The sequence below is a fragment of the Palleronia salina genome, from assembly GCF_900141995.1.
GTDB lineage: Bacteria > Pseudomonadota > Alphaproteobacteria > Rhodobacterales > Rhodobacteraceae > Palleronia > Palleronia salina.
This window is the reverse complement of the sequence record NZ_FQZA01000005.1, coordinates 158,741-185,597: the sequence shown is the minus strand read 5'-3', so window position 1 is coordinate 185,597 and position 26,857 is coordinate 158,741. Positions and strand designations below refer to the sequence as shown.

Genomic DNA, 26,857 nt, shown 5'->3' with positions numbered 1-26,857 from the left:
GTAAGGTTATGCGGACCGGACCGTTAAAACCACAGAACTTTTCGGGTCGCCGCTTCGCCGGAACAAAACCACCGGACTCGCAATTCCCTTTCCGGCACCGACGGAACACACAGAGCCGATCCGATCAAAAGCGGGGAGGTCAAGCAGCCACTACAATTAGCGGAGCGAAAAAAATATCACCACCATGCGGACGGGCACCCAATATTTAATGAAAAGCAGAATTTGAGGCTATGCGCTCATGAAACGTATGGTTTCCTCACATTAATCCAATCCGGCACAGATCGAATTCAACCTCGGAAGGCTCGCAATTCAATCCGGCCTCCACTCATCTCCATTTCCGCCGCTCAACGCATCCCACGCGGCGGTGAGACTCCTGTCGTAACAATGTTCTACCTGACCCCATGACCGCCATCCGAGCGGTTGGCGTCCCATCCCCGCGTCTGGCTGCGGCGAAAATATCCAGCGGCACACAGCGCTTGCCCCGGGCAAATCGGGCGTCGACGGGGCCGGGCGCGCAAAGAATCATCGAATTCGAATATCATCGATCCGTTCGGCGTATTGTCCGACCGCCCACGGCCGGAAAGCGGAGCCGGCGCGACCAGCCTGGAGGCGAAACAGTACCAAAATTGGACAATTCGTCGCACCCGCGCGGCACAATCCTGAAAAGAGATCACCCAAGGTCCATCGGCTTTCGCCGATCTCGATCGCGCGCGGATCACCAGGAACAGCACGGCGCTGCGGAAACGAGAAGGGACCGTCAACCGGTGCAAACGGTCCGGTTGGCACCGCGTCGGCCTAGCCCTGCGGCTTGCCGGGTGCGGCGGCCTTGTCCCGCGCGTCGAATTCCTTCTGGTTGGCCGCCATGGCCAGGGTCTCGGGCGTCGAACCCCGCGCCAGCGGTCTGGCCCGGAAGCGCGTCTTGTTCTCGGGGCTGACGGCTGGCGCGGTCGCGATGCGCAGGATGGCGAAGGCGATCAGCAGCGCGTGGGCGCCCCCGGTCACCGCGAACAGGGTGGCCGCCCCGTAGGACGTCATGGCGAAACCGGCCACCGTCGGCCCGAAGATCGAGCCGATCCCGAAGACCAGCAACAGCCCGCCGCTGACCTGGATGAAAGATCCCGGCTCGGCGTGGTCGTTGGCATGGGCCACGATGACGGGATACATGGCGAAAACGGTCGCCCCGAACAGCGCGGCCAGCGCCATCACCACCGGCGGCCCCATGGATCCCAGCGCTATGAAAAGACCGTCGGCGACCAGGGCCAGCAGGCTGACGGCGATCAGGACCTTGCGCCGGTCGAAGCGGTCCGACGCGATCCCCACGGGAATCTGCGACACCGCCCCCGCCAGGATCGGGATGCTGGCGAACAGCGCGATCTCGCTCAGGCTCATGCCGATGCGCGCGGCATAGACGGCGGCCAGCGTGCCGAAGGACGCGTTCGACACCCCGACCATCATGACCGCGAAGACGGCGATGGGCGAATTTCGCCACAGCGCGCGCAGGTTCAGCGAGACCTGGGTCAGCGGCGCTGGCGTGGTCGTCGCGCTGATCGCCGTGGGCAGCAGCGCCATGCAATAGACGATGGCCGCCAGCGCGAAGAAGACGTAGCCGGTCGCGTCGCCCAGCGTCAGGATCAGCTGGCCCGCCGTTGTCGCCGCCAGGTTCACCATCGTGTAGACGCCGAACACCCGTCCGCGCGACGACGCTTCGGTGCGTTCGTTCAGCCAGCTTTCCACGATCATCGCGGCGCCGGCGAAGCAGAACCCCGACAGCGCGCGCACCGGGATCCAGACCCATGGCGTGATGAGGATGAGCGACAGCAGAACCGCGATAGCCGCGATAGCGCACATGGCGCCGAAGGCACGGATGTGCCCCACCCGCGCCACCAGCGTCGGCGTCCGCAGGCACCCGACAACATAGCCCAGCGCCCAGCCCGTGCCGAGCAGACCCAGCGATGCGGCGGTGAATCCCTCGGCTTCGCCCCGGATTGGCAGGATCAGGCTGTTCAGACCACCGGCGAACAGGAGAAAGGCCGAGCCCATCAGCAGGGCGGCGAGCGAGAACAGGCTTCGGATCATGGCGGCACCGTGGCGCGTCTTGGTTTACGGGTCAGGGCGGGTCACGGGGAACCCCTACACCGGATCGGGCGACGGGCAAAGGCTCGGCCCGTTGCCGGTCAGCGCCCGGCCGAGATGATTTTCTCGGCGTAGTCGAGCGCCGACAGCATGTTGCCATGATCCGCCTTCCCGGTCCCCGCGATGTCGAAGGCGGTGCCGTGATCCACCGAACAGCGGTTGATCGGCAGGCCCAGCGACACGTTCACCGCCGTATCGAAGGCCACCAGCTTGATCGGGATGTGTCCCTGGTCGTGGTACTGCGCGATGACCAGGTCGAAGGCGCCGCGATAGGCCCGGTGATAGACCGTATCGGCGGGCACCGGCCCTTCGACGGCGATGCCCTCGTCCCTTGCGGCGGCGACGGCGGGGGCGATGGCCTCGTCATCCTCGGTGCCGAAAAGCCCCCCCTCGCCGCAATGGGGATTGATGCCGGCCACGGCGATGCGCGGCTCGGGGTTACCCATCTTCTTGAGGTGCGCATTCCCGATGCGGATCGTCTCGAGCACCCTTTCCGTCGTGGCCCGCCCGATGGCCTCGCGCAGGGAGACATGGGTCGAGACGTGCAGCACGCTCAGCTTTTCCGACGCCAGCAGCATCCAGGACGACCTGGAGCCGGTCAAATGCGCCAACATCCCCGTGTGCCCGTCATAGTGGTGGCCCGCCGCGTTCAGCGCCGCCTTGTTGATGGGCGCGGTCACGATGCAGCGCGCCGGATCCTCCAGCGCCAGGTCCACGGCGCGCGAGATGTAGCGGAAGCACGCCTCGCCGCAGGCCGGGTCCTGCACACCGAACCGGCCCGGCAGGCCGTCGGTCGCGACGTGATCGACCTGCAGTCCGTCGCCCTCCGCGCCCACGTCGATCACCGGCAGATCGACGCCCGAGACCTCGGCAGCGCGGACCAGCACGTCGCGGTCCCCGATGACGGCCACGCGCCGGCGGAGTGTGGGGTCGCGCTCGGCCAGCGCCTTTACGGTGATCTCGGGGCCGACACCGGCGGGATCGCCCATGGTCAGCAGGATCGGAGCAGTCATCGGGTCTTTCCTTTCGTCTTGGCGGTCCCGGTGCGGGCGTTGCACCCCTTCGGTCCGGCGCATAGCATCAACGGCGTCCGAGTGCCGAGGTTCGCGTGCAAGTTCTCATCATCGCCGACGACCTGACCGGGGCGCTGGACAGCGCCGTCGCCTTCACCGGTGGCGGGCGCCGCGTGGTGGTGGCCCGCGACGTGGCCCGCATCCCCGAGGCGCTGGAGCGTGCGCCGGATGTGCTGTCGGTCAACCTGGCGTGCCGCGAGGGCGATGCCGACACCGCGCGGGCGCGGATGCGGGCGTGCGTCGACCAGCTCGACCTGGGCGCGGTGCCGGTCGTGATCAAGAAAGTGGACTCGCGGCTCAAGGGCCATGTCGGCGTGGAGTGCGCCGCGCTGGCCGATGCCATGGCGCCCGAGCGGATCGTCGCTCTGCCGGCCGTTCCGCAAATGGGGCGGGTCCAGAAGGACGGCGCCGTGACGGGTGACGGCATCGACGCCCCCATCGCGCTGTCGCCGCTGTTCGACCGGCCCGTGACGATCCCCGAGGCCACGACGGACGCGCAGATGGACGCCTGCGTCGCCGCCGAGGGCCGCGTGCTGTGGGTGGGGGCGCGGGGTCTGTGCTTTGCCCTGGCGCGGCGACTGTTCGGTCCGCTCGATCCGGTGGATTGGCAACTGGCGCATCCGCTGGTCTTCGCCGTCGGCTCGCGCGACCCGATCACCGTTGAGCAGGTCGAGGCGCTGCGCGGCGCGCTGCCCATCGCCGCGTTGCCCGACGGGCGGGCGGCCGGGGACGTCCCCGCCAGTGGGACCACCGTCTTCCAGATGACCGAGAGCGGCGCGGGCCGGACGCCGGAGGACGCCGCTCGCGATTTCGCCGACGCGGTCGCGGACCACTTGCGCGCCACCCGGCCCGACGGGCTTCTCGCCACCGGGGGCGAAACGGCGCAGGCCATCCTCGACAGGCTGGGCATCGGCGTGCTGGACGTCCGCGCCGAGCTGGCCCCGGGCCTGCCCGTCAGCGAGGCCCGCGTGACATGGGGCACGTTGCAGATCGCCACCAAGTCCGGCGGCTTCGGCGACCCCGACCTGCTGCGCCGGATCGCGCGCGGCGACTAGGGCGCCAGCCCCGGTCAAAACCCGACCCGGTCGGCGCCCTTAAGATCCAGCAATTCGCGCGCCTCGTCAGGGGTGGCGACCTCCAGCCCCAGCGTCTCGATCAGCCGGCGGGCCTTGGCGACCTGCTGGGCGTTGGACGTGGCCGCCTCGCCCGGTCCGATCCAGAGCGAGTCTTCGAGCCCGACGCGCACGTGCCCGCCCTGCGCGGCGGCCATGGCGGCGATGTTCATCTGGTTGCGCCCCGCGCCCAGCACCGACCAGCGCCAGTCGTCGCCGAACAGCCGGTCGGCCGTGCGCTTCATGTGGGCCACGTCGTCGGGATGGGCGCCGATCCCGCCCATCAGCCCGAACACCGTCTGGATGAACAGCGGCGGCTTCACCAGCCCCGCGTCCAGGAAATACTTCAGGTTATACAGATGCGCGGTGTCGTAGCATTCGAACTCGAACCGGGTGCCGTTCTCCGACAGCGTGGTGATGATCTTCTCGATCTGGCCGAAGGTGTTGTTGAACAGGATGTCCTTGTTGCCCAGGTAGTCCCGCTCCCACTGGTGCTTGAGGTCGGGGAACCGCCCCAGCATCGGGAACAGGCCGAAATTCATCGACCCCATGTTCAGCGACGCGAGTTCCGGCGCGTGTATGGCGGCGGGTTGCATCCGTTCCTCGACGCTCATGGTGGGCGCGCCGCCGGTGGTGATGTTCACGACCACGTCGCTGCGCTGCTTGATGACCTTAAGAAAGGGGGCGAAGGCCTCGGGCGTCTGGTCGGGGCGGCCGTCCTCGGGGTCGCGGGCGTGCAGGTGGACGATGGAGGCGCCCGCCTCGGCCGCGCCCAGCGCCGCCTCGGCGATCTCGTGCGCGGTGACGGGCAGCGCGTCGGACATCGAGGGCGTGTGGATCGCGCCTGTCACGGCGCAGGTCAGGATGACTTTACGGGAGCTTCGCATGGGCTGTCCTCTTTCGGTTCGGTCGCGGGGCGCGCTAGGAAGGGATGAAAATCAGGGAAGGAGTTGCAGATGGACTGGGGACTGAAGGGCGCACGGGTGATCGTGACGGGTGGCGCGGCGGGCATCGGCCTGGCCACCGCGCGGGCCTTCGCCGATGCGGGCGCGGTGGTGCATGTCTGCGACATCGACCAGGCGGCGCTGGACGCCCTGCCCGATGGCATCACCGGCACGCGCGCCGACATGGGCGACGCGGTCCAGATCGAGGCCTTCGTCTCGGGCGCCATCGCGGCCATGGGCGGGCTGGACACGCTGGTGAACAACGCCGGTATCGCCGGGCCGACCGCGCCGGTGGACGAGATCGACGATGCCGACTGGGCCGCCACGCTCGAGATCTGCCTGACCAGCCAATTCCGCGCCACCCGCCACGCCGCCGCCGCGCTGCGGGACAGCGACAACGCGAGCATCGTCAACATCTCGTCCCTGGCGGGGCGGCTGGGGTTCGGCCTGCGCACGCCCTACGCGGCGGCCAAGTGGGGCGTCATCGGCTTCACCAAGTCGCTGGCCATCGAAATGGGCTCGGACGGGGTGCGCGCCAACGCGATCCTGCCGGGCATCGTGTCGGGTGACCGGCAGGTGCGCGTCCTGACCCAGAAGGCCGAGCGGCAGGGCCGCAGCTTTGCCGAGGTCGAGGCCGACGCCCTGCGCTATACCTCCACCGGCGCCTATGTCGCGCCCGAGGATATCGCCCACCAGGCGCTGTACCTCGCCAGCCCGCTGGGCCGTGCGGTATCGGGGCAGGCCATATCGGTTTGCGGCGACACGCAGATGCTGACCTGACCCCGGCACTGCGCCTATCGGTAGATCAGCGTCGGCAGCCACATGGCGATGGCAGGCACGAAGGTCATCAGCAGCAGGCAGGCCACCAGCGGGATCAGGAAGGGCGACGTCGCAACGACACAGCGTTCGAACGGCACGCCCGACACCCGGCTGAGCACGTAAAGCACCATGCCCACCGGCGGGGTCAGCAGGCCCAGCATCAGGTTCAGAACCATGATGACCCCGAAATGCACCGGGTCGATCCCCAGCTCGACCGCCACGGGCAGAAGCACGGGCGTCAGGATGGTGATGGCCGCCACCGTTTCCATGAAGCAGCCCACCACCAGCAGCACCAGGTTGATCATCAGCAGGATCACCCAGGGCCGGTCCGACACGCCCAACAGAAGCGACGCCGCCATTTCGGGCACCCGGTTCGATGTCAGGATCCAGGCGAAGATCGCTGCGCCCGCGACGACGAACAGAACCACCGCCGTCGTCTCGATGGTGTCGAAGCTCACGCGCAGGAACCGCTTCAGCGTCAGCGTGCGATAGACGATCAGGCCCAGGAACATGGCATAGGCGCAGGCGGCCACGGCGGCCTCGGTCGGGGTGAACGCGCCCGACAGGATGCCGCCCACGATGATGACCGGCGTCAGCAGCGACAGGAACGCGCGCTTGAAGGTGATCGCCAGAACGCCCCAGGCGAAGGGCTGGTCGCGCTTGAAGCCATAGCGGCCGGCGAAGAAGAAGATCATCAGCATCAGGCTCAGCGCCATGACGAGGCCCGGGATGAACCCTGCCGCGAACAGCTGCCCGATCGAGGCGCCCGAGACGACGCCGTAGATCACCATGGGCAGCGACGGCGGGATGATCGGCCCGATGGTCGAGGACGCCGCCGTGATGCCGACGGAGAACCCGGGATCGTAGCCCGCATCGCGCATGGCCTTGATCTCGATCGAGCCGAGGCCCCCGGCATCCGCCACCGCGGCGCCGGACATGCCGGCGAAGATCACCGAGGCGCCCACGTTCACGTGGCCCAGGCCGCCGCGCATCCAGCCCACCAGGGCGAGCGCGAAATTGAAGATCCGTTCGGTGATGCCGGCGGTGTTCATCAGGTTGCCGGCGAGGATGAAGAACGGCACCGCCAGCAGCGGGAAGCTGTCCACGCCGTTGATGACGCGGTGCGCCACCACCATCGGCGGCACCGTGCCCGACAGGATGAAGATCGCCGAGGCTCCGGCCAGCGCGACGGCGACCGGCACGCCGATGACCAGCAGTCCGAACAGGATGGCGAACATGATTCCGATGGTCATGGCTCAATCGGCTCCCAGGGTTGCGTCTTCGTGGGCGTCGGGGTCGATCAGTCGGCTGGTTCCGTCGCGAAGGTGGCGCCAGGTGTTCCAGGCCGCGAACAGGGTCATGCCGACGAAGCATGCCGCGACGTAGTAATAGACGGTGGATTTCGGGACCTCGATGGACACCATCAGCTGGTTCGTCCGACCCGCCAGCTGGATACAGAGCCAGGTCATCCCGGCGAAGGCCGCCGTGGTTATAAGGTCGATGACAAGTTGCGCCACGCGCCGCAGCGATCGCGGGATCCAGCGGTAGAAGAATTCGACCGCGATATGGCTGTTCTTGCGCGCGGCCAGCATCGAGCCGGTGAAGGTCACGGCGATCAGCAGGAATCGTGCGATCTCCTCGGTCCAGCCCAGCGAGTCGTTCAGCACGTAGCGGGTGAAGAACTGCAGGAAGACGACGAAGGCCAGCACCCAGAAGATGACCAGCACCAGGTAATCGAGCCAGGCAATGTCATCGAGATTGATCTCGTCTTCCTCGAAGACGATGGCTTCGGGCTCGTCCGTGTAGCGCTTGTCGGTCATCGCGGTCCCCCTGGCTGGCGTGGCGTCGGTGCTGTCATGCGGGATGCGCGCGCGACCCCGGGCCGCGCGCGCATCCTTCGCTTATGCGAACAGCTTAGCTGTCGGCGCCGATGGCTTGCAGGCGATCGTAGGTTTCCTGGTCCCAGGTCGCCATGTCGCCGTTGTGCATTTCCATCACCGCCTCGCGGAAGGGCGTGATGTCGACCTCGTTGACGTTCACGCCCTGCTCGCGGAACCAGTCGGCCAACTCGGCCTCGGCGTCGCGGATCTGGCTCGTCACGCAGTCCGAGGTTTCCTCGATGATCGTGGCCAGCGTTTCCTGGTCGGCCTCGTCGAGGCTACCCCAGGTCGGCCCGCCGACGATGCCCAGGAGGCTGTCGACGATATGGCCGGTCAGGTTGATATCCGTCTGGACCTCGTAGAACTTCTTGGCCTGGATCGTCGGAAGCGGGTTCTCCTGCCCGTCGACTGTGCCCTGCTGCAGCGCGAGGTAGACCTCGGCGAAGGCGATGGGCGTCGGGTTGGCGTCGACCGCACGCGGGAACATCATGTAAAGCGGCGCATTCGGCACGCGCAGCTTCATGCCTTCCATGTCCGCGGGGGTCTGGATCGGACCGTTCGAGGTCGTGTGCCGGGCGCCGTAATAGGCCAGCGTGATCGGGTGGTTGCCCGTGGCCTCTTCGTAGCCGTTCAGCATCTCCTGGAACAGGTCGCTGTTACGGTAGGCATCCCAGTGATCATAGTCGCGGAACATGAACGGCGCGCCGCCGATGGCGATCGGCCCGTAGGAGCGGCCGGCAAAAAGCTGGCCCGTCCAGATGATGTCCACGGTGCCCAGCCCAAGTCCTTCGTTGATGTCGACTTCCTTGCCCAGCGACGAGGCCGGGAAGACCTCGATGCCCAGGCGGTTGTCGGTCTGCTCGGCCAGCTTGTCGCCGGCCTCGACGGCGCAGGTGTGGTAGGGCTCGCTCGCCTCGTAGACGTGGGCCCACTTCAGAACGCGGTCGGCATCCTGTGCGAAGGCCGGCGCGGCGATCCCGATGGCGGTGGTGGCCGCCAGTGCGATTTTCATGGTGGTCTTGGTCATTAATCTCTCTCCCTTTTGTTCAATGACCGTTCTGATCCGCCCGGTCGATGTCTTCATCGAGTCCGAGCGGGGCGATTTCGTGCGTGGCGGCAAACTCCGCCAGCTCCTTGATCGTGGTCGGGTCCAGCGTGATCCCGTGCGCGCGGCGGCGACGGCCCTCCTCCCATTCGCGGTCGCCTGCGGCCATGACCGACTGCCCCGGCGCCGCATCCGACGCGCGGATGGCGGCGCGGTAGCGTGACACGACCTGCTGGAACACGTCGCGCCCCATGAAGGCGTCGGGGTCGATGGCCAGGACGAAGGCGCCCAGACCGCGCGGCGTGGCCATGTCGTCCGAGACCATCGGCGCGATTTCGCGGCTGAGCGGCGCGTCCGACAGGGCCGACGACAGGATCTCGGAGATCCCGGCAAGCCCGGCGCCCTTGTAGCCGAAGGCCGCCCCGAGCGGGGCCAGCATCTCGGCGATACCGGGCGCGGTGGTGTCGACGCCGTTCGCGTCCGAAGCCGTGCCCTCGGGCAGGGCCTTGTTCAGCGACCGCGACAGCAGCACCTTGTTGTAAGGGATCGCGCTGGTCGCCATGTCCAGGAGCCACGGCGCCTGCCCCGGCCCGGCCGGCGCGGCGAAGGCGATCGGATTGGTGCCGTGGAACCGCTCGGCCCCGCCATGCAGACGGACAAAGGCGTCCGAGTTGCAGACGGCCAGCCCCGCCATGCCGGCCTCGGCGATGGCGGTGGCATAGGCCCCGGCGGCCCCGAAATGCGACGACGCGCGGATAGCGACGGCCCCGACACCGTATTCCCGGGCCAGTTCGATGGCGCGATCGACCGCGGCATAGCCGGCGCGCGCCCCGTGGGCATCGTCGGCGTCCAGCACAGCGGCCCCGCCGGTGCCGCGCGGGAAGCTCAACTTGGGCGTGGGGTTCAGCCGCCCCCCGGCGAAGCCCCGCAGGTAGTGGGGCAGCAGCCGGTAGCCGTGGGTGTCCACGCCCAGGCCCGACGCATGGGCCAGCGCGCGCACGACCGCCTCCGTCGTGTCGGCGTCGGCGCCCACTTTCTCCAGCGCGGCGCGGGCGAAGCGTTCCATCTCGGCCAGGATGACGCGGGGCGGAGCGCCGATGTCGCGGCTCGTGGAGCAGAAATCGGTATAGGCATCCGCATTGTCGCGCACGTGATCGCGCAGCAGGTCTATGGCGCGCTCCAATTCGCCCGCCTGCACGGCGGCGACGATGGCCGTGTGGGTGGCGTGCGACGTCCGGATGCGGTCGCGTTCGCGGGCCAGGCGGGTACGCATGGCCTGGATACGCGGCGCGAACTGAATGAATGTCTGTTCAAGGTAGCGGTTGCCGCAGTGGCGGAAGATCTCGAGGTGGAATTCGTTGTCCGACCGGCTGAACCCCTCGATATCGTCAGCCTCGAGCGCGGCGGCACCGGCCTGGACCTGGGCATCGAGCGCGGCGGCCAACCCGGCGGCGTCGGACGCCATCGCCATGCGCAGCCCGTCGACCTCAAGCATCTCGCGCAGGTGAGCGAGGTCCCCCATGTCCCCCGCGCTCAACTGCATGACCCGGGCCGACCGGTTCGGCGACATCACCACGAGCCCCTCGTAGGCCAGCTCGGACAGCGCCTCGCGGATGGGGCTCTTGCTCATGTTCAGCATCTGAGAAAGTTCGGATTCGCGCAGGACGCGCCCGAAACCGAACTCGTCATAGACGATCTTCTCGCGAATGAGGTCGCGCGCGATCTCGGACAGTTTCTGCCGCCCGGTCGCCTCGCGGCTATCGAGTGCCATGCTCATTCGAATCCTCCCGATCTCGACGATATATCATATATCATCTGACGCAAGGGCAGCGACGCGACGGGCCGTGACAAGGGAAAACGGGATCCGCAGCCCGCGCGGCGGGCGGCTCCCATACCCGCGAACCTCGCAAATTCCGCGAGTTGACGCAAGGTTAACGCCCGCGCGGAAAAGGCCTAACGCGCGGCTAACGCCCGGCTTCCTAGGATGATTCGTGCATTTGGAGGAAAGTGGGAAATTCATTTGATTACCGAAGGCTTTGATCCATTCATAGAAAGCGAGACCCTCGGGAGGGTCGTCCGAAGGGCATCCATGGCTCGCCATGGGACCGATCGGTGGCCCGAACCGCGGGACCATAGTTCCGCTTTTCTTCCAAATGCGCCCGCGCCTTTCTATGGTTCGGATATGCTGGGCTTGTCGCACCCCGTCGCTAGGCTCCACCTGATCGGCCCGCTGTCGCTGACCGATGCCGACGGTGCGACCCGTACGCCCCGGGGGCAGAAGGCGGGCGCGCTTCTCGCCCTTCTCGCGCTCGCGCCCCGGCGGCAGCGCACACGCGTGTGGCTGCGCGACAAGCTCTGGTCCGACAGCAGCGACCGGAACGCCTCGACCAGCCTGCGGCAGACGATCTTCGAGCTGCGCCGCGACCTGGGCGATTTGTTCGACCAGATCCTCGAGGTCGACCGCCACACCCTCGGCCTGCGCACCGGCGCGCTGTGGATCGATGTCCATGCCGTCGAAGAGGATCCTTCGACGCTGTCATCGGCCCGCCTTTCGGAAGAGGTCGACCTCCTGGAAGGCATCGATATCGGCGACCCCGAGTTCGAGGACTGGCTGCTCATGGAGCGCCAGGGGTGGTACGAGACGCGTGAGCGGCTGGCCGAACGGGCCGCCCGGTCGCCGGCAACCGTCCCCACCCCGAAAAGCACCCCGCCGGCCACCCCCGCCATGCCGCAGGCCGGGCGCATTTCGCTCGGCCTCATGCCGCATATCCAGCAGGGCTGCGACGACCAGACGGCCTTCGTTGCCGACCACCTGATCGAATCCGTCGTGCGCAACCTGGGCGAGCTTCATCCCATCGCCGTCTACGATTTCCGCGATGCGGGCGGGCCATCGGACCGGCTGATCGGTGCGGGCGATACCGAGTACTTCCTGCGCGTGCGCACCCTACAGGTGCACGGCTCGCTGACGCTGACCTTCTTTTTCCACCTGGCCGAGACGATGACCCTGGCCTGGAGCCAGTCGATCCAGGCCGACCGGTCCGAGGTGCTGACCCCCGACAGCCAGATCCTGGCGGGCTTCGTCACCCAGAACGCCGACCGCCTGTCGCGCGAGATCGAGCGGCGCCGGCCCGCCCCCGCGCAGCAGGGCGCCTCGACGCTGCTGACCGGCTACACCGCGCTGAACATGATGTTCCGCCTGGACCGCAACGCGCTGCACAATGCCGAGACGTTGCTGGCCGGGGCGCAGGACAGCCAGGGCGGCGTCCTGATGCCCGCGCTCTCGGCCTATGCCACCAGCTTTCGCGTGGGCGAGAACCTGGGCTCGCTGGCGAAGACCGGCGAGGACGAGACCCGGGCCATCGTCGCCGACGTGCTGCGCGATTCGCCCTTCAACGCGATCGCGCTGGCCTGTCTCGGGCACGCGGTCGGCTACGTTCTGCGCGACCACGAACAGGCGCGCGGCCTGCTGGAACGCGCCTTGCAACTGAACCCGCACCAGGCCTTCGTGTGGGATCACTACGCGCTCAACCGGCTGTACGCGGGGGATTACGCGACGGCCATCGAGTCCGCCCGCCGCGCGGTGTCGATCGGGGCCTACAGCCCGCTCAGCTACAGCTACGACACGACGCTGGCCATGGCGGCCACGATGGCGGGCCAGCACGGGCAGGCCATCGCCGCCAGCCGGGCCGCCCTGTCGAAGCAGCCGCGCTTCGCGGCGGCCATGCGATACCTCGTGGTCAACCTGTCCAAGACCGACCGCGCGGACGAGGCGCGCCAGGTCTATGACGGGCTTTTGCTGCGCGATCCCGATTTCACCGATCCCGCGGTGCAGAAAGCCCGCTTCCGCATTTCCCAGTCCGACCGCGAGGATGACCTGATCGCCGCGGTTCGGCGCATTTCCGGCTGAGGGGGGCCATCCATGGGACTACACGACATTCTCGCGGCGAACCGCTTTACCGTCACGCCGACCGGGCTGTTGCTGAACGACACCTCGGCGCAACCGGTCGCCGATCCGCAGGTCGCCGCCGGGGCGGGCGGTGTGCTGTCGGTGCTGGCACTGAACCGCAACCGCAACCGCAACCGCAACAGGAACCGCAATCGCAACAGGAACCGGAACCGCAACAGGAACCGGAACCGGATGCTCGACGCCGCGCCCGACGGCGGGATGCAGGAACCCTGGCGCGAACGCCGGAAACTGCACGAGCTGGCCGACCAGTGGATGGCGCTGCCGCTGGCGCCGCCGCCCGGGCTGGACGATCTGCGGCGCGAGGCGGTGGACCTGCTGATCAAGCAGGCGCTGCGCCGCAGCCCGGCCGAGGCCCAACGCCACGAAGAGATCCACCGCGAAGCCGGGCTGGAGCTGTCGGGCTATCTTCGGCCTTTGGGGATCGAGGAGCTGGGTGACTACGGCGCGACCGAAAGCCTGTTCTACCTGATCCTCGCCCTGACGGACGAGATCGGCTTGCGCTACAAGGATCGCTTCGGCGTGCTCCGACCGAACCAGGTCGAGCCGCGGCTGCGACCCCTGCTGCCGAACCCGGCGCACCAGTCGTACCCGTCGAACCATTCGTTCCAGTCATTCTCGGTCGCGTTCCTGTTCTCGCGCGTGCTGCCCGAACACCCGGCAAGCTCCGAGATGTTCGTGACAGCGCGCCGCATCGCCGAGAACCGCGAATGGGCCGGGTTGCACTATGCCTCGGACACGGCGGCCGGATATGCGCTGGCCCGCATGGTGGCGCCGGTGCTGGAACAGGTCTGCGCCGAACAGATGCTGGCCGCCCAGGCGGAGTGGCTGTGATGACCGCGACAACGCCGGCCCCCGCCCCCGCCGCGCTGCATTACGATGCGCTGTGGCACCTGGTCACCCTCGGCGTGCTGGACGCGGATCATGCCCCGCGCGGCTGGGCGCCGTCCAAGCCCGAGAGACCCACGAAGGTCGTCATCATCGACACCTCGGCCGCGCCGGACCATCCGAACCTTGTCGACGTGATCGACCGCGACCTTTCGCTGGACCTGTTCTCGGCGCGGCTGGGATCCTTTCCCTACCTGCCCGAGGGGCAGGACCAGATCGGCGCGCTGCCGCTGGACTGGACGACGACGATCGCCGACGGACTGCCCCGCAGTTCGGGCTTGCTGGCCGAGCTGGTGGACCGGCTGTCCTCGGGCTCGGCGGCGCACCACCTTGGCGTTCAGCCCTGCGTGTCCCCGCTGTTCTCGGCCCATGGCACCAACATCGCCGGGCTGGTCGGCGCCCGCCCCGCCATCGCCAAGCAGGCCCTGCCCGGCGGCGGAACCGCCGACCTGCCGCTGCCCTACAGCGGTGTCGATCCCATGTGCCGGATCATCCAGGTGTCGACCAATTTCGACCCGGCGCCGGAAAGCCTGATCCTCGCGTTCCTCTATGCCGACCTCGTGGGCGCGGATGTCGTCCTGCTGCCCCGGGTGATCGCCGACCCGGGCCGCACCGTGCCCGAACTGGACGACATCAAGATCGGCGACCGCAGTCTCGGTGACATGGTGCGGCAGGTCGCCCCCGTCGAGGGCGAGGCCGATCTCTGGAGCGAACTGGCCGCCCTGATCGTCGCCGTGTCGCACCGCCGCCCGGTGGTGTGCGCGGCGGGGAACGCCGCCGAGGATGGCGGGATCTACCCCGCGAACCTGGCCACGGATCATAACGGGATCATCTCGGTCGGCGCCGTGAATGCCAAGGGGCAGCGCAGCGGCTTCGCCCCCGCGCGCGGTGTCACCGTGGCGGCGCCCAGCAACGACGCCGAGGTCTTCGACGCGACCGAGATCCGCCTGGACGAAAGCGCACCGGACTACGATCCCACCGGCGTCCCGGCCGACAACGACAACGCCAAGTATTCGCGGTTCGACATCATCAGCACCGATGTGCCGGGGCCGGCGGGGTATTCGGGCGGCTCGGTTCCGACCGACCCGGTTGGCGCCCCGATCAGCGAGTTCGGGTCTTATTTCAGCCGGTTCGGCGGCACGTCGGCGGCCTCGGCCCTGGTGGCCGGTTTCCTGTCGTTGGGAATGTCGACCGGTGCGATGACGGGACGCTCGGGCGTCGAGGCGAAGGGCTGGCTTCTGGGAAAATGCCACGCGGTGGGCGACCCGGATGCGCCACTCTCGATGCCGTGTTGGGACGGCAAGCCGACCTTCCCGGACGCCTGACCTGTCCCGCGACCCGAAAACGAGAAACGGCCCCCGAGGGGGCCGTTTTGGTGTTCCGGATCAGGTCACGCGGATCATTCGATCGGCAGGGCCACGAAGCGCGGCTCGCCGCCGCGGCGGATCAGCAGCAGGATCGACTTGCGGCCGGCTTCCTGCGCGGCTTCGACACGCGCCTCGAGATCCGAGGCCGATGCGACCTTTTCCTGGCCCGCCTCGGTGATGACGTCACCGGCACGGATGCCCTTCTCGAACGCGTCGCTGTCCTCGGAGACCTCGGTCACGGCGAGGCCGTCCATGCCGTTCGACACGCCCAGCTCTTCGCGCATCTCGTCGGTCAGGGGGGCGACCGTGATGCCCAGAAGCTCGGTCTCGGACAGCTCTTCCGCGTCGTCGCTGCTCATGGCGGCGGGCACGGCCTCGGCCTCTTCCCGGCGTCCCAGGACGACGGTCAGCTCGACCTCGTCGCCTTCACGGAACACGGTGACGGGGACCTCGGCGCCGACCGCGGCATCGCCCACGCGGCGGACAAGCTCGCGGGTATCCTCGATGTCATTGCCGTTGAACGACACGATCACGTCGCCCGCTTCCATGCCGGCTTCCATCGCGGGACCTTCGGGCACGTCGGTGACCAGCGCGCCCTCGGCGGTTTCGAGACCGATGCTTTCAGCGATATCGTCGGTCACGTCCTGGATGCGCACGCCCAGCCAGCCGCGGCGGGTCTCGCCGAACTCTTTCAGCTGGTCGACGACCTTGGTCACCACGTTCGACGACATGGCGAAGCCAATGCCGATGGAGCCGCCGTTGGGCGACAGGATCGCGGTGTTCACGCCGACGACTTCGCCGTCCATGTTGAACAGCGGTCCGCCCGAGTTGCCGCGGTTGATGGCGGCGTCGGTCTGGATGTAGTCGTCATAGGTGCCGCTAAGCGCACGGTTGCGGGCCGACACGATACCGGCCGAGACCGAGAAGCCCTGACCCAGCGGGTTGCCCATGGCCATGACCCAGTCGCCGACCTGCGCCTCGTCGCTGTTGCCGAACGGAACCGGCTGAAGGGGCGCATCGCTGTCGACCTTCAGAAGCGCGATGTCCGTCTTGGGGTCCGTGCCGATCACCTCGGCCGGAAGCTCTTCGCCGTTGAAGAACTCGATATTGATCTCGTCGGCGCCTTCGATGACGTGGTTGTTCGTCACGATAAAGCCGTCTTCCGAGATCACGAAGCCCGAGCCCAGCGCCTGGCTGCGGCGCGGACGCTGACCCTCGCCCCCGGGGGCGCGGTCCATGAAGTCGCGGAAGAAGTCCTCGAAGGGCGAACCCTCGGGGATCTGCGGCGCGGGTCCCGAACGGGCCGCGACGGTGGTGGACGTGGTGATGTTCACGACCGAGTCCGAGATCTGTTCGGCCAGCGGTGCAAAGGTTTCGGGGGTTGCCTTGGCCGTGACCGTCTGGGTCAGAACCAGGGCGCCGCCCAGCATGAGGGCGGACAGCCATTGCCGCATGGTGCTGCGGACGGGCCTGAATGTGATTGCTTGGGACGTCACGCGTCGTCTCTCCTTACGGGTTGAGAATGTCGCCTGTCGCGGGGCCACGGAAAAAGCGGCGGGCCGCGCAAGATGTCATGTGCTTAGAATGTAGGCTGTGATTTGTTCAACACAACGGGCGATGACGCGCTCTCAAAGCAGCGTGACAGACCGTAACATGGCGCCGGCGGACAGTCCGACGGTGCTCAGGCGCCCAGCGACCGTGCCCACGCCACCAGGATCACGCCCAGCGTCAGCGCCCCGAACCCCACCAGGCGCCGCGTCTCGATCGGCATCTGTTTCAGGGCCGCCAGAAGGTCCTCTAGACGCGAAGGGGCCAGTGCGAACACCAGCCCCTCGATAATCAGTACAAGGCCTATGGCCAGGAGGATCGTCGCCATCAGTTGGTGGCCGTTTCCTCGGAAGCGTCGTCATCCGTCGTGGCGGGCAGCTCGACCGTGGGGCCGGCACCGGCCTCGTCCGTGGACCCGCTTTCATCGGACGCCTCCGACGGCGCGGACGCGACGGCCTGAATGTTCACGTCGCGCGGATTGTCCGACTTGAGGTAGTCGAAGAACTCGCTGTCGGGCGACAGGACCAGCGTCGAATTCTGCCCCTGCAGCGAACGGTCGTAGGCCGTGAGCGAGCGATAGAACTGGAAGAACTCCGGGTCCGATCCGAACGCCTCGGCGAAGATCGCGTTGCGCTCGGCGTCGGCCTCACCGCGGGCGATCTGCGCTTCGCGCTCGGCCTCGGAGACCAGCTCGACCCGGGTCCGGTCGGCCTGCGCGCGGACACGCTGCGCGGCTTCTTCACCGCGGGCCCGCTCGTCGGTGGCTTCGCGTTCCCGCTCGGCGCGCATCCGGTCGAACGTCGCGGCGAGGTTCTGGTCGGGCAGCGCGGTCTGCTTCAGCCGCACGTCGATCACCTCGAGCCCCAGCGCGTTGGCGCGCAGCCGGGCCTGGTCGCGGATCCGCGTCATCAGCGCGGCGCGGTCCGAGGACAGGATGGTGTTCGACGTGACACCGTCCGAACCCAGCACGGCGCGGGTCTGAGTGGTCAGGATCGACGCCAGCCGGCTTTCGGCCGAGCGCACGCCGCCCACGCCCACGGCGCGGCGGAACTGCTCGACATCGGCGATGCGATAGCGCGCGAAGGCATCGACCACGAGACGGCGGTCATCGCTGGGCGTGACCTCGATCGGGTCGGTGTCCAGCGACAGGATACGGTCGTCGTAGCGCACGACCTCCTGGATGATCGGCAGCTTGAACGCCAGCCCGGGCTCTTCCTTCACGGCGCGGATCTGACCGAACTGGAGCACAAGCGCCTTTTCACGCTCGTCCACGATAAAGACCGCGCCGCTGATACCAACGAGGGCAAGGGCCGCAAGGGCGAGGGCCACATAGGATTTACGCATCAGTTCGACTCTCCGTTGGTCTGGGTCTGGTTGCCGGAACGGCGGTTCAGATCATTGAGCGGCAGGTAGGGCACGACACCCTGCCCGGCGCCACCACCGGCCTGCTCATCGAGGATCACCTTGTCGACCCGTCCCAGAACCTGCTCCATCGTTTCAAGATACAGCCGCTTGCGCGTCACCTCGGGTGCCTTCTGGTACTCGCCCAGCACGGCCGTGAAGCGGCTTGCCTCACCCTGCGCCTCGTTGACGGTCTGGGCGCGGTAGGCTTCGGCCTCTTCCAGGATCTGCGCGGCTTCACCGCGGGCATCGGCCAGCGCCTGGTTGGCGTAGGCGTCGGCCTGACGCTCAAGCCGGTCGCGCTCCTGCTCGGCGGCCTGCACGTCGCGGAAGGCGTCGATCACCTCGGCGGGCGGGTCGGCCTTGTCGAGGTTCAGACGCACGATGTTCACGCCCGAGTCGTAGCTGTCGAGCGTCGACTGGATCAGCTCCTGCACGGTGTTGGCGATCAGGTCGCGGTCGCGGTTCAGGATCGGCGCCAGCTCGGACTGGGCGATGACCTCGCGCATGGCCGATTCGGACACGGCGCGGATGGTCGCCTGCGGCTCGGCCAGGTTGAACAGGAACTGGGCGGGGTCGCGGATGTTCCAGACGACCTCGAAGTCGATGTCGACGATGTTCTCGTCGGTGGTCAGCATCAAGCCGTCATCCTGGTTCGATCCGCGGCCGATACCGAGTTCCTCGGTTTGTTCGCGGGTGACCGGGATCACCTCGGCGGTGACGACGGGCCACGGCGCGAAGTTCAGGCCAGGATTGCCGGTTGAGGAATATTCGCCGAGGAACAATTCCACCGACTGCTCTTCGGGGCGGACCGTGTAGAAGCTGGCGAAGAGCCAGAGACCGATCAGGACGAGCCCGCCGATCACGAAGCCGTTGCGCCCCATGCCGGGACCGCCGTCGCCGCCTGAGCCATTCGGGCGATTGTTGCCGCCACGGCCGCCCATCAGCACCTTCAGCTGCTGCTGGCCCTTGCGCACGATTTCGTCGATGTCGGGAACTTGCGGTCCATCGCCCGGGCGCCGATTGCCGGGCCGCCGGTCATCGCCGTTTCCGCGATTGCCGCCGCCCGAGCCACCCGAGCCGCCTCCCCAGGGGCCGCCGTTATTGTTCGCCATGCTTGCTGTCGCCTTCTTGTCGATCGTCTTCGGTCGTATGGGTATCGTATCCAATTGGGCAATCGGGGCCAAACTTCAACCCGTTCGCGTCGGCTCGCGCATGGTCACGAGTTCTTCACCGATGGTCGGATGAACCGCGCAAGTGGCGTCGAACTGCTCTTTGGTAAGGCCCGCCTTCACGGCGATGCCGGCCAGCTGGATCATCTCGCCCGCGGTATCTGCGACGATGTGACAGCCCAGCACCACGCGGGTCTCGCGGTCCACCACCAGCTTCAGCAGCGTGCGCTCGGGCCGGTCGATGAAGGCGGTCTGCATGGGACGGAACGAGGTGCAGTAGACCTCGATCTCGCGATCCTCGCGCGCCTCTTCTTCGGTCATCCCGACGGTGCCCAGCTCGGGTTGCGTGAACACGGCCGACGGGATCATCTCGTGGTCCACGGGGGTCGGGTTGCCCTTGAACACGGTTTCGGTGAAGGCCATGCCCTCGCGGATGGCGACCGGGGTCAGCTCGACCCGGCCGGTCACGTCACCGATGGCATAGATCGACGGCACCGAGGTCTGGGAATACTCGTCCACCTCGATATTGCCGGACCGGCCCAGCTTCACGCCCAGATCCTCGAGCCCGAGGCCATCCGTCGACGGCTTGCGGCCGGTGGCGAAGAAGACGTGGTCATAGACGTTCTCGCGCCCCGACGTCGATTTCACCCAGATCTTCTTGCCGGCGGCATCCTCGGTGCGCGACTTGGGGTTCTCGCCCAGGGTGCGGGACATCCCGTCATTGGCGGGCGCCCCCATGGCGGCGTCCGATTGCGTGCCCTTGGGCCGGTGGTCGGCGTTCTCGGCCAGGTCCATCTCGGCGATATTGGTGCCGGTGTGGATGCCGATCCCGCGGTCGCGCATCATCTCGGCCACGAGGCCGCGCGCCTCTTCGTCGAAGCCGCGCAGCACCTGGGCGCCGCGCAGGTACATTTCGACCTCGACCCCCAGCCCGTGCAGGATGCAGGCGAATTCGCAGGCGATGTAGCCGCCGCCGACGATCAGGATGCGCTCGGGCAGCTGTTCGAGAAGGAAGATGTCGTTGGACACGAGCCCCAGGTCGGCATTCGGGACCTCGGGGCGCACGGGGTGGCCGCCGGTGGCGATCAGGATGTGCTTGGCGGTCTTCGTCCCGCCGTCCGCCAGCTTCACGGTGTGCGGATCGGCCAGTGTCGCGCGGCTGTCGTAGATCTCGACCTCCGACTTCTTCAGCATCGAGCGATACACCTCTTCCAGCCGGTTCAGCTCCTTGTGCAGGCGCGTGCGGAAGTCGGGCCAGTCGAAGGCGCCGATGCTGGCGTCCCAGCCGTAGGCCTGCGCGTTGGCAATGGCCTCGGGGTATTCCGAGGCGAAGACCATGATCTTCTTGGGCACGCAGCCGCGGATCACACAGGTGCCCCCCATGCGGCTTTCCTCGGCCAGGGCCACGCGGGCGCCGGTCGCGGCGGCGGTGCGTGCGGCGCGCACCCCGCCCGAGCCGCCGCCGATCACGAACAGGTCGTAGTCGAATTCAGACATGGTTACTCCGCGCTCAGTCGTTCAGGTCGGAAAAGAGGTTCTCGGTATCGACGAAATCGATCCGGTCCTCCTGCGTGGTGCCATCGTTGATGTCCCGCACCTCGACCCGCCCGTCGCCATGGCCCAGCACCACCACGTCGCAGATGTCGATGAACAGGCCATTCTCGACGACGCCGGGGATCTGGTTGATGACCAGCGCCAGTTGCCGGGCATTGCCGATGCGGTTCAGGTGCAGGTCGAGAATGTGGTTGCCTTCATCGGTGACGTAGGGCCGGGCACCATCCATGCGCAGGCTCACCTGGTCGCCCAGAACGTCCAGCGCGCTTACGGTCTCCTCGACCAGCGCCTTGGTGGTCTGCCAGCCGAACGGGATCACCTCGACCGGCAGGGGAAAGGCGCCCAGCGTCTCGACATGCTTGGACTTGTCGGCGATGACGATCATCCGGTCCGACGCGGTGGCGACGATCTTCTCCTGCAGCAGCGCGCCGCCGCCGCCCTTGATGAGGTTCAGCTCGTTGTCGAACTCGTCCGCGCCGTCGATGGTCAGGTCCAGCCACTTGGCCTCGTCCAGCGCGATGACGTCGATGCCGACGCTGCGTGCCAGCTCGGCCGTGCGGGTCGACGTCGGCACGCCCTTGATGCGCAGGCCGTCCTTCTCGACCATCTCGCCCAGGCAGCGCACCAGCCACGCGGCGGTCGACCCGGTACCGAGCCCGACGCGCATCCCGTTCTCGACGAAGTCGCAAGCGCGCTTTGCAGCGACGAATTTCGCGGTGTCGATGGGCGAAAGCTGTGCGGACATGGGCGGGACCTCTCGGATGGTTCGCCGGCCTTATAAGCGGTGACGCCCGCCGGGGCCATGGCAAAGCCGCGCCCCCTTGCGCGCGCGGCCCCATGGATCAATCTGGCCGCGTGCCAAATCAGAAGGAGCCGCCATGTTCCTGTCGGTCTTCGAGATGTTCAAGGTGGGGATCGGCCCGTCGTCCTCGCACACCATGGGGCCCATGGTGGCCGCCGCGCGTTTCCTCGACCAGTTGCGCGCGGGGCCGTTCACGCCGGCGTCGGTGGGGGCGGTTCTGCACGGCAGCCTTGCGTTCACCGGCAAGGGCCACGCCACGGACCGGGCGGTGATCCTCGGGCTGGCCGGCTTCACGCCCGAGGACTTCGACGCCGACGCCGCCGAGGCGACCCTGTCCGATATCGCCGCACGCCGCTCCGTCGCGCCCGAGGGGCTGCCGCGCATGGGATTCGATCCCGAGAAGGATCTGCGCTTCGACTATGAAACCGCCCTGCCCGGCCACGCCAACGGCATGGTCCTGCTGGCCCGTGACGCGCAGGGCGACACGCTGGTGCAGCAGGTCTTCTACTCGGTCGGCGGGGGCTTCGTGCTGACCGACCGCGAACTGGCCGAGGGTGCGGATACCGACACCGGACCGCCCGTGCCCTACCCGTTCAAGACCGCCGCACAGATGGTCGAGATGGCCGAGAGCTCGGGCCTCTCCATCGCCGCCATGAAACGCAAGAACGAGCTGTCACGCCGCAGCGGGGGCGATCTGGACCGCGGGCTCGACCGGATCTGGCAGGTCATGGCCGCGTGCATCGACCGGGGTCTGACAACCGACGGCACGCTGCCCGGCGGGCTGAACGTGCGGCGGCGCGCGGCGGGCATCTTCGATGCGCTGAAGGCCGAGCACGGGCGCAACCAGGCCGCGCCCCACGTCATGCTGGACTGGATGAGCGCCTATGCCATGGCGGTGAACGAGGAGAACGCCGCCGGCGGCCAGGTCGTCACCGCGCCCACGAACGGCGCGGCGGGCGTGGTGCCTGCGACGATCCGCTACTGGCTGGACCACATGCCCGGGGCGTCGCGGCGGCAGGTGCCCGAGTTCCTGCTCACCGCCGCGGCCATCGGCGGACTGGTCAAGCACAACGCCTCGATCTCGGGCGCCGAATGCGGCTGCCAGGCCGAGGTGGGCAGCGCGTCGGCCATGGCCGCCGCGGGGCTGTGCGCCGTGCTGGGCGGCACGCCCCGGCAGATCGAGAACGCGGCCGAGATCGCGTTGGAGCATCACCTGGGCATGACCTGCGACCCCATTCGCGGGCTGGTCCAGGTGCCCTGCATCGAACGCAACGGGCTTGGCACCATCAAGGCCGTCAGCGCCGCGTCGCTGGCCCTGCGCGGCGACGGTGTGCACCTGGTGCCGCTGGACGCCGCGATCGAGACCATGCGCCAGACCGGCAACGACATGAGCGAGAAGTACAAGGAAACGTCCCTGGGCGGCCTCGCGGTGAACGTCCCGAATTGCTAGGCCGTCACGGCCGCGATGGCCTGGTCGAGACAGCTGCGCGGCAGCAGCACGATCGGCCCCGGCCCGTCGAAGGACAGCTCGACCGGGCCCAGCGCGCGGTTCGATGTCCCGACGCGGCCCACGGGCGACAGGGTCAGACCGTCGATGGGCCATTCCAGCCCCCGCGACCGCCCGGTGACCGGCGCAAGCGGAAACAGTGACACCCGGGTCCCGGGCGCGAGGTCCAGCATCACCCGGCGCGGCGCGGCGAAGATCACGTCCTCGCCCCCCAGCAGAACGCAGGGCGGGCGCAGCCGGACCAGCACCGACAGCGCCGCCAGCATGTGGTCGTGCCGCCCGCCCGTGAACCCAACGCCCAGGATCAGCGGCGCCGAGACCCGGCTCAGCCCCTTCTCGAAATCGGTCGTGTCCTGCTCGTCGACCCGGATGACGCTGTCGGGCGGCAGCGCCGCGAGCGCCGTTCCCGAAATCGAATCCATGTCGCCGATGGTCAGCGCCGGCGTGTGACCCGCGGCCAGCGCCACGTCGGCCCCGCCGTCCAGCGCCACGAGACCGGGCGCGCGGGCCAGCGACTCGGCCAGATCGGCGGGATCGGATGCGCCGCCGCCCAGCAAAGTAAGGGCTTTCGAAAGATCTCGATTTCCGGTCATTCCTGCCCGATACTTACAAATCATCATTGAGGGCCACATTTAGGCCGCGAAAAGATACCGCAACTTTCTTGGTTCTGTTCATTTCTGGGAACCAATGCGTGGTAAACCTTTCCTTGCTTGATCGGGAAAGAAAGCGAGATGCCGATGACTGGATCGAACAAAATTCTGACCGTGTCCTACGGCACGTTTTCGTGCACCCTCGAAGGGTTCGACCAACCCTTCAACACGATGCAGTCGATCGCCGAGTATTTCCGCGATCTGGCCGCCGAGGACAGGTATTTCGGGGCAGAACCGCCCCAGCCCGACGCGCAGATGCTGCACCAGATCGCTGAGCGCGAGGTGCAGAAGCGGGTCGAGGCGCGTATCGCCAAGAACGGTGTCGTCCTGCGCCAGATGGAACAGGACAGCGCGCTGCCCGCGCCGCTCTCTGCGCCGTCCAAGCCCGCCGCCGCGGCCCCGGCCGAGGACTACACGCCTCCCGCGCCGGCCGCCGCCGCATCGGGCGACAGCGTGGCCGACAAGCTCAGCCGCATCCGCGCCGTGGTCGCCAAGGCCCGCGCCGAGGCGCAGAACACGGCCCCCGACGACGGGATCGAGGACGCGGTGGTCAGCGATGACATCGACGCGGCCTTCACCGATGATGCGTCCGACGAGGATCGGGCAGACGCCGCGTCCGAAGAGATGCCGCTGATGGACGACCTCTCGGTTCCGGCCGAGCCCACGGTGGCAGAGGATGAACCGGACGACGCCGAGGAAGAAGCCCGTGCAAAGGCCGAAGCCGAGCGCGCCGAGGAAGAAGCCCGCGCACAGGCCGAAGCCGAGCGCGCCGAGGAAGAAGCCCGCGCGAAGGCCGAAGCCGAACGTGCCGAGAAAGAAGCCCGCGCGAAGGCCGAAGCCGAGCGCGCCGAGGAAGAGGCCCGCGTGAAGGCGGAAGCCGAACGCGCCGAGGAAGAAGCCCGTGCAAAGGCCGAAGCCGAGCGCGCCGAGGAAGAGGCCCGCGCAAAGGCCGAGGCCGAGCGCGCAGAAGTGGCGCGTCTGAAGGCCGAGGCGGCAGAGGCCGAACTCGCCGCCATCGAGCGGACCCGCGCGGAGGAAACGGCGCATGCCGAAGCCGAACGTGCCCGGGCCAAGGCCGAGGCCATCGCCGCCGAGCTGGCTGCCATCGAGGCTGCGCAGGACGACGCCGATGAGGCCGATGAGGCCGAGGCCCCGGTTGCCGACATGGACGATGTCGACCCCGCCGAGAGCGACATTGACGCCCCCGAGACGGCCGAAACCGAAGCCGACACTTTCGAGGACGCCGACGCCGCGGTCGAGGCCAACGCCGACGCCATCGAAGACGATGCCGCGCCCCTGCCCCCGCAGCAGGCGCGTCCCGCCGCCCCCGTGGCGCGGGTCATCAAGCTCAAGCGCAGCGATTTCGAGGCTGCGCTGGCTGCCGGCGACATCGAGGAGATCGAGGATGACGACGACGCCGGGGACGACCTGACCGCCGAGATCGACATCGACGATGACGGGACCGAGCCGTTGACGGCCGAGGCCGAGGCCGAAGAAGACCTCAGCGACGAGGACCTGGACGATGACGGCGCCGACACGCTGATCGCCGGCCTCATGGCCGAGGAAGACGAAGACGACCGGTCCGAGCGGAGGGACGGCGATGGCGACGAGGACGACAACATGTTCTCGGCGGCAGCGGACGATCATGCCGACGGGGAAGAGGTCGCCCAGGCCGACGCGGACAGCTCGACCAGCGAAGACGACGACGACCTGTCCGCCGGTATCCGCGACCTGGTCAGCGCCTCGGGGCTCGACGCCGAGGACGAGGACGACCTTGTCGCCGAACTGGCCGAGGTCGAACGCGAGGCGCGCCGCGCCGAGGCCGGCGAAACCGCCGAGGCCGACGCCCCGTCCGAGCCGCGCCAGATGCGGTCGCTCGACGAGCTGATCGCCGAAGAGACCGGCGAGACCTGGGACGAGGACGAAGCGGTCGAAGTAGCCTCCGACGAGGACGACGACGATGCGGACGACCAGACAACCGACGCCGCGCCCCAGAACGAAGGCGAAGAAGCCCTCAAGCGCCTGCTGGACAAGACCAACGCGCAACTGGGCGACGCCGAGGGCAACCGCCGCCGGTCTGCCATCGCGCACCTGAAGGCCGCCGTGGCCGCGACCAAGGCCGACGGCAAGCTGCGCGACAAGCGGCAGGAGGAAGACGCCGAGGCGATCAGCCAGTTCCGCGACGACCTGGCCCAGGTGGTGCGCCCCTCGCGCCCCGCGCCCAAGGCCGACGGTGGCCGCACGGGCCGCCCGCAGGCCGACATCCCCAGCCGCCCGGCGCCGCTGGTGCTGGTCTCGGAACAGCGGGTCGACAGCGAGGTGAAGCCGCGCCGGTCCATGACGATCACGCCCAGCCGCCCGCAGCGGGTTTCGGCCGCCCGGCCGACCGCCGCCAAGGCCCTGGATGGCGAAAGCTTCCGCGATTTCGCCGCCCGGGTCGGCGCGAAGGAACTGCCCGACATGCTCGAGGCCGCGGCGGTCTACGCCAAGATCGTCGAGGGGCAGGAGGGCGTGTCGCGCCCGACCATCCTGCGCCGCGCCGCCAGCGCCGCCGAGGGCGAGATCACCCGCGAGCAGGGGCTGCAAAGCTTCGGCCAGCTGCTGCGCTCGGGCCGGATCCGCAAGGTCGGCAAGGGCCAGTTCGCGGTGGACGACAGCGCCGAGATGATCGAGCGCGCCCGCGCCACCGGCAGCTGAGCCCCATACGAAGGCAAGAAAGGAAAACGGCGCCCCGCGGGGCGCCGTTTTTCATTCCAGGTCGGCAATCGGGCTAAGCCCCGTCATCGTCGGGGTCGCGCTGGCCCACGCCCTTGAACACGTTCTTGAACGGCAGCGCCCAGAGCACGCCGAGGACCAGGTAGACCAGCAGCTCGACGAAGATCGGCGGGCGGCCCAGCCAGGTGATGATGCTCGACGCCACGACGATATAAACCGGCAGCAGAACCAGCAGGATCACCAGCGACCAGCGGCGTTTGGCCTTGTGCGACAGCGCCATGGG

Annotated in this window: 22 protein-coding genes; 7 read left to right on the top strand and 15 right to left on the bottom strand. The window is 68.0% G+C overall.

Features of this window, described 5'->3' with window-relative positions; translation table 11 throughout:
• Positions 1-795 precede the first annotated feature (795 nt).
• Together BUB76_RS09670 and pdxA are read right to left on the bottom strand one after the other, a co-directional pair.
• Entirely contained in the window at positions 796-2,076 is a 1,281-nt protein-coding gene (locus tag BUB76_RS09670) for an MFS transporter (RefSeq protein ID WP_073128574.1), read from the bottom strand.
• 98 nt (positions 2,077-2,174) lie between these two features.
• Positions 2,175-3,146, bottom strand: a complete 972-nt coding sequence (gene pdxA, locus BUB76_RS09665; RefSeq protein ID WP_073128573.1) for a 4-hydroxythreonine-4-phosphate dehydrogenase PdxA — start codon at positions 3,144-3,146, stop codon at positions 2,175-2,177.
• 95 nt (positions 3,147-3,241) lie between these two features.
• On the opposite strand from pdxA, the gene BUB76_RS09660 reads away from it, so the two are divergent.
• On the top strand, positions 3,242-4,261 hold the full coding sequence (locus tag BUB76_RS09660) for a four-carbon acid sugar kinase family protein (RefSeq protein WP_073128572.1): 1,020 nt from the start codon (positions 3,242-3,244) through the stop codon (positions 4,259-4,261).
• A 14-nt stretch (positions 4,262-4,275) separates the two neighbouring features.
• Here the strand turns inward: BUB76_RS09660 and kce are convergent, their stop codons facing one another.
• Positions 4,276-5,205 (bottom strand): 3,5-dioxohexanoate:acetyl-CoA acetone transferase, encoded by a 930-nt coding sequence (gene kce, locus BUB76_RS09655; protein ID WP_073128571.1) that lies wholly within the window; start codon positions 5,203-5,205, stop codon positions 4,276-4,278.
• Between the two features lie 69 nt (positions 5,206-5,274).
• Between kce and BUB76_RS09650 the strand changes: the two genes are divergently transcribed.
• Positions 5,275-6,042, top strand: coding sequence for an SDR family oxidoreductase (locus tag BUB76_RS09650; RefSeq protein WP_073128570.1), 768 nt, complete (start codon positions 5,275-5,277; stop codon positions 6,040-6,042).
• 14 nt (positions 6,043-6,056) lie between these two features.
• Here BUB76_RS09650 and BUB76_RS09645 read toward each other — a convergent pair whose 3' ends face one another.
• From BUB76_RS09645 to BUB76_RS09630, 4 genes are all read right to left on the bottom strand, one after another.
• Positions 6,057-7,334: a TRAP transporter large permease gene (locus BUB76_RS09645; protein ID WP_073128569.1), complete on the bottom strand. Its 1,278-nt coding sequence runs from the start codon at positions 7,332-7,334 to the stop codon at positions 6,057-6,059.
• Positions 7,335-7,337: 3 nt separating this feature from the next.
• Positions 7,338-7,901, bottom strand: coding sequence for a TRAP transporter small permease (locus BUB76_RS09640; RefSeq protein ID WP_073128568.1), 564 nt, complete (start codon positions 7,899-7,901; stop codon positions 7,338-7,340).
• Between the two features lie 94 nt (positions 7,902-7,995).
• Positions 7,996-8,988, bottom strand: a complete 993-nt coding sequence (locus tag BUB76_RS09635; RefSeq protein ID WP_073128567.1) for a sialic acid TRAP transporter substrate-binding protein SiaP — start codon at positions 8,986-8,988, stop codon at positions 7,996-7,998.
• Between the two features lie 19 nt (positions 8,989-9,007).
• On the bottom strand, positions 9,008-10,783 hold the full coding sequence (locus tag BUB76_RS09630; protein ID WP_073128566.1) for an Ldh family oxidoreductase: 1,776 nt from the start codon (positions 10,781-10,783) through the stop codon (positions 9,008-9,010).
• 405 nt (positions 10,784-11,188) lie between these two features.
• Here BUB76_RS09630 and BUB76_RS09625 point away from each other — a divergent pair, with 405 nt between their 5' ends.
• The 3 genes from BUB76_RS09625 to BUB76_RS09615 are packed head-to-tail and all read left to right on the top strand — an operon-like array spanning position 11,189 to position 15,183.
• Positions 11,189-12,913 carry an AfsR/SARP family transcriptional regulator gene (locus tag BUB76_RS09625; protein ID WP_073128565.1) on the top strand — a complete coding sequence of 575 codons (1,725 nt, stop codon included), beginning with the start codon at positions 11,189-11,191 and terminating at the stop codon, positions 12,911-12,913.
• 12 nt (positions 12,914-12,925) lie between these two features.
• Complete coding sequence (locus BUB76_RS09620; RefSeq protein WP_073128564.1) at positions 12,926-13,804, top strand: phosphatase PAP2 family protein; 879 nt, start codon at positions 12,926-12,928, stop codon at positions 13,802-13,804.
• Entirely contained in the window at positions 13,804-15,183 is a 1,380-nt protein-coding gene (locus BUB76_RS09615) for a S8 family serine peptidase (RefSeq protein ID WP_073128563.1), read from the top strand. The genes BUB76_RS09620 and BUB76_RS09615 overlap by 1 nt, the downstream gene beginning before the upstream one ends.
• 74 nt (positions 15,184-15,257) lie before the next feature.
• On the opposite strand, the gene BUB76_RS09610 is transcribed toward BUB76_RS09615, so the two are convergent.
• From BUB76_RS09610 to rpiA, 6 genes are all read right to left on the bottom strand, one after another.
• Positions 15,258-16,679: a DegQ family serine endoprotease gene (locus tag BUB76_RS09610; protein ID WP_073128562.1), complete on the bottom strand. Its 1,422-nt coding sequence runs from the start codon at positions 16,677-16,679 to the stop codon at positions 15,258-15,260.
• 227 nt (positions 16,680-16,906) lie between these two features.
• Positions 16,907-17,101, bottom strand: coding sequence for a DUF2065 domain-containing protein (locus tag BUB76_RS09605; protein ID WP_073128561.1), 195 nt, complete (start codon positions 17,099-17,101; stop codon positions 16,907-16,909).
• A complete protein-coding gene (hflC, locus tag BUB76_RS09600; RefSeq protein ID WP_084140613.1) occupies positions 17,101-18,117 on the bottom strand; it encodes a protease modulator HflC in 1,017 nt (338 codons plus the stop codon). Before hflC ends, BUB76_RS09605 begins: the two co-directional genes overlap by 1 nt.
• Positions 18,117-19,289: an FtsH protease activity modulator HflK gene (hflK, locus tag BUB76_RS09595; protein ID WP_073128560.1), complete on the bottom strand. Its 1,173-nt coding sequence runs from the start codon at positions 19,287-19,289 to the stop codon at positions 18,117-18,119. The genes hflC and hflK overlap by 1 nt, the downstream gene beginning before the upstream one ends.
• A gap of 75 nt (positions 19,290-19,364) precedes the next feature.
• On the bottom strand, positions 19,365-20,843 hold the full coding sequence (locus tag BUB76_RS09590) for an FAD-dependent oxidoreductase (protein ID WP_073128559.1): 1,479 nt from the start codon (positions 20,841-20,843) through the stop codon (positions 19,365-19,367).
• A 13-nt stretch (positions 20,844-20,856) separates the two neighbouring features.
• Positions 20,857-21,645 carry a ribose-5-phosphate isomerase RpiA gene (gene rpiA / locus BUB76_RS09585; RefSeq protein ID WP_073128558.1) on the bottom strand — a complete coding sequence of 263 codons (789 nt, stop codon included), beginning with the start codon at positions 21,643-21,645 and terminating at the stop codon, positions 20,857-20,859.
• A 133-nt stretch (positions 21,646-21,778) separates the two neighbouring features.
• Here rpiA and BUB76_RS09580 point away from each other — a divergent pair, with 133 nt between their 5' ends.
• Complete coding sequence (locus tag BUB76_RS09580) at positions 21,779-23,152, top strand: L-serine ammonia-lyase (protein WP_073128557.1); 1,374 nt, start codon at positions 21,779-21,781, stop codon at positions 23,150-23,152.
• On the opposite strand, the gene BUB76_RS09575 is transcribed toward BUB76_RS09580, so the two are convergent.
• Positions 23,149-23,802 carry a thiamine diphosphokinase gene (locus BUB76_RS09575; protein WP_073128556.1) on the bottom strand — a complete coding sequence of 218 codons (654 nt, stop codon included), beginning with the start codon at positions 23,800-23,802 and terminating at the stop codon, positions 23,149-23,151. The genes BUB76_RS09580 and BUB76_RS09575 overlap by 4 nt on opposite strands.
• Before the next feature lie 144 nt (positions 23,803-23,946).
• Here BUB76_RS09575 and BUB76_RS09570 point away from each other — a divergent pair, with 144 nt between their 5' ends.
• Positions 23,947-26,556: a hypothetical protein gene (locus BUB76_RS09570; RefSeq protein WP_139250835.1), complete on the top strand. Its 2,610-nt coding sequence runs from the start codon at positions 23,947-23,949 to the stop codon at positions 26,554-26,556.
• Between the two features lie 73 nt (positions 26,557-26,629).
• Here BUB76_RS09570 and BUB76_RS09565 read toward each other — a convergent pair whose 3' ends face one another.
• Entirely contained in the window at positions 26,630-26,854 is a 225-nt protein-coding gene (locus BUB76_RS09565; protein ID WP_073128554.1) for a DUF2842 domain-containing protein, read from the bottom strand.
• Positions 26,855-26,857 lie beyond the last annotated feature (3 nt).

Excerpts from the sequence above, each read along its gene's own strand:
- BUB76_RS09670 (WP_073128574.1), bottom strand. The coding sequence starts at position 2,076 with ATGATCCGAAGCCTGTTCTCGCTCGCCGCCCTGCTGATGGGCTCGGCC.
- pdxA (WP_073128573.1), bottom strand. The coding sequence starts at position 3,146 with ATGACTGCTCCGATCCTGCTGACCATGGGCGATCCCGCCGGTGTCGGC.
- kce (WP_073128571.1), bottom strand. The coding sequence starts at position 5,205 with ATGCGAAGCTCCCGTAAAGTCATCCTGACCTGCGCCGTGACAGGCGCG.
- BUB76_RS09650 (WP_073128570.1), top strand. The coding sequence starts at position 5,275 with ATGGACTGGGGACTGAAGGGCGCACGGGTGATCGTGACGGGTGGCGCG.
- BUB76_RS09645 (WP_073128569.1), bottom strand. The coding sequence starts at position 7,334 with ATGACCATCGGAATCATGTTCGCCATCCTGTTCGGACTGCTGGTCATC.
- BUB76_RS09640 (WP_073128568.1), bottom strand. The coding sequence starts at position 7,901 with ATGACCGACAAGCGCTACACGGACGAGCCCGAAGCCATCGTCTTCGAG.
- BUB76_RS09635 (WP_073128567.1), bottom strand. The coding sequence starts at position 8,988 with ATGACCAAGACCACCATGAAAATCGCACTGGCGGCCACCACCGCCATC.
- BUB76_RS09630 (WP_073128566.1), bottom strand. The coding sequence starts at position 10,783 with ATGAGCATGGCACTCGATAGCCGCGAGGCGACCGGGCGGCAGAAACTG.
- BUB76_RS09625 (WP_073128565.1), top strand. The coding sequence starts at position 11,189 with ATGCTGGGCTTGTCGCACCCCGTCGCTAGGCTCCACCTGATCGGCCCG.
- BUB76_RS09620 (WP_073128564.1), top strand. The coding sequence starts at position 12,926 with ATGGGACTACACGACATTCTCGCGGCGAACCGCTTTACCGTCACGCCG.
- BUB76_RS09615 (WP_073128563.1), top strand. The coding sequence starts at position 13,804 with ATGACCGCGACAACGCCGGCCCCCGCCCCCGCCGCGCTGCATTACGAT.
- BUB76_RS09610 (WP_073128562.1), bottom strand. The coding sequence starts at position 16,679 with ATGCGGCAATGGCTGTCCGCCCTCATGCTGGGCGGCGCCCTGGTTCTG.
- BUB76_RS09605 (WP_073128561.1), bottom strand. The coding sequence starts at position 17,101 with ATGGCGACGATCCTCCTGGCCATAGGCCTTGTACTGATTATCGAGGGG.
- hflC (WP_084140613.1), bottom strand. The coding sequence starts at position 18,117 with ATGCGTAAATCCTATGTGGCCCTCGCCCTTGCGGCCCTTGCCCTCGTT.
- hflK (WP_073128560.1), bottom strand. The coding sequence starts at position 19,289 with ATGGCGAACAATAACGGCGGCCCCTGGGGAGGCGGCTCGGGTGGCTCG.
- BUB76_RS09590 (WP_073128559.1), bottom strand. The coding sequence starts at position 20,843 with ATGTCTGAATTCGACTACGACCTGTTCGTGATCGGCGGCGGCTCGGGC.
- rpiA (WP_073128558.1), bottom strand. The coding sequence starts at position 21,645 with ATGTCCGCACAGCTTTCGCCCATCGACACCGCGAAATTCGTCGCTGCA.
- BUB76_RS09580 (WP_073128557.1), top strand. The coding sequence starts at position 21,779 with ATGTTCCTGTCGGTCTTCGAGATGTTCAAGGTGGGGATCGGCCCGTCG.
- BUB76_RS09575 (WP_073128556.1), bottom strand. The coding sequence starts at position 23,802 with ATGACCGGAAATCGAGATCTTTCGAAAGCCCTTACTTTGCTGGGCGGC.
- BUB76_RS09570 (WP_139250835.1), top strand. The coding sequence starts at position 23,947 with ATGACTGGATCGAACAAAATTCTGACCGTGTCCTACGGCACGTTTTCG.
- BUB76_RS09565 (WP_073128554.1), bottom strand. The coding sequence starts at position 26,854 with ATGGCGCTGTCGCACAAGGCCAAACGCCGCTGGTCGCTGGTGATCCTG.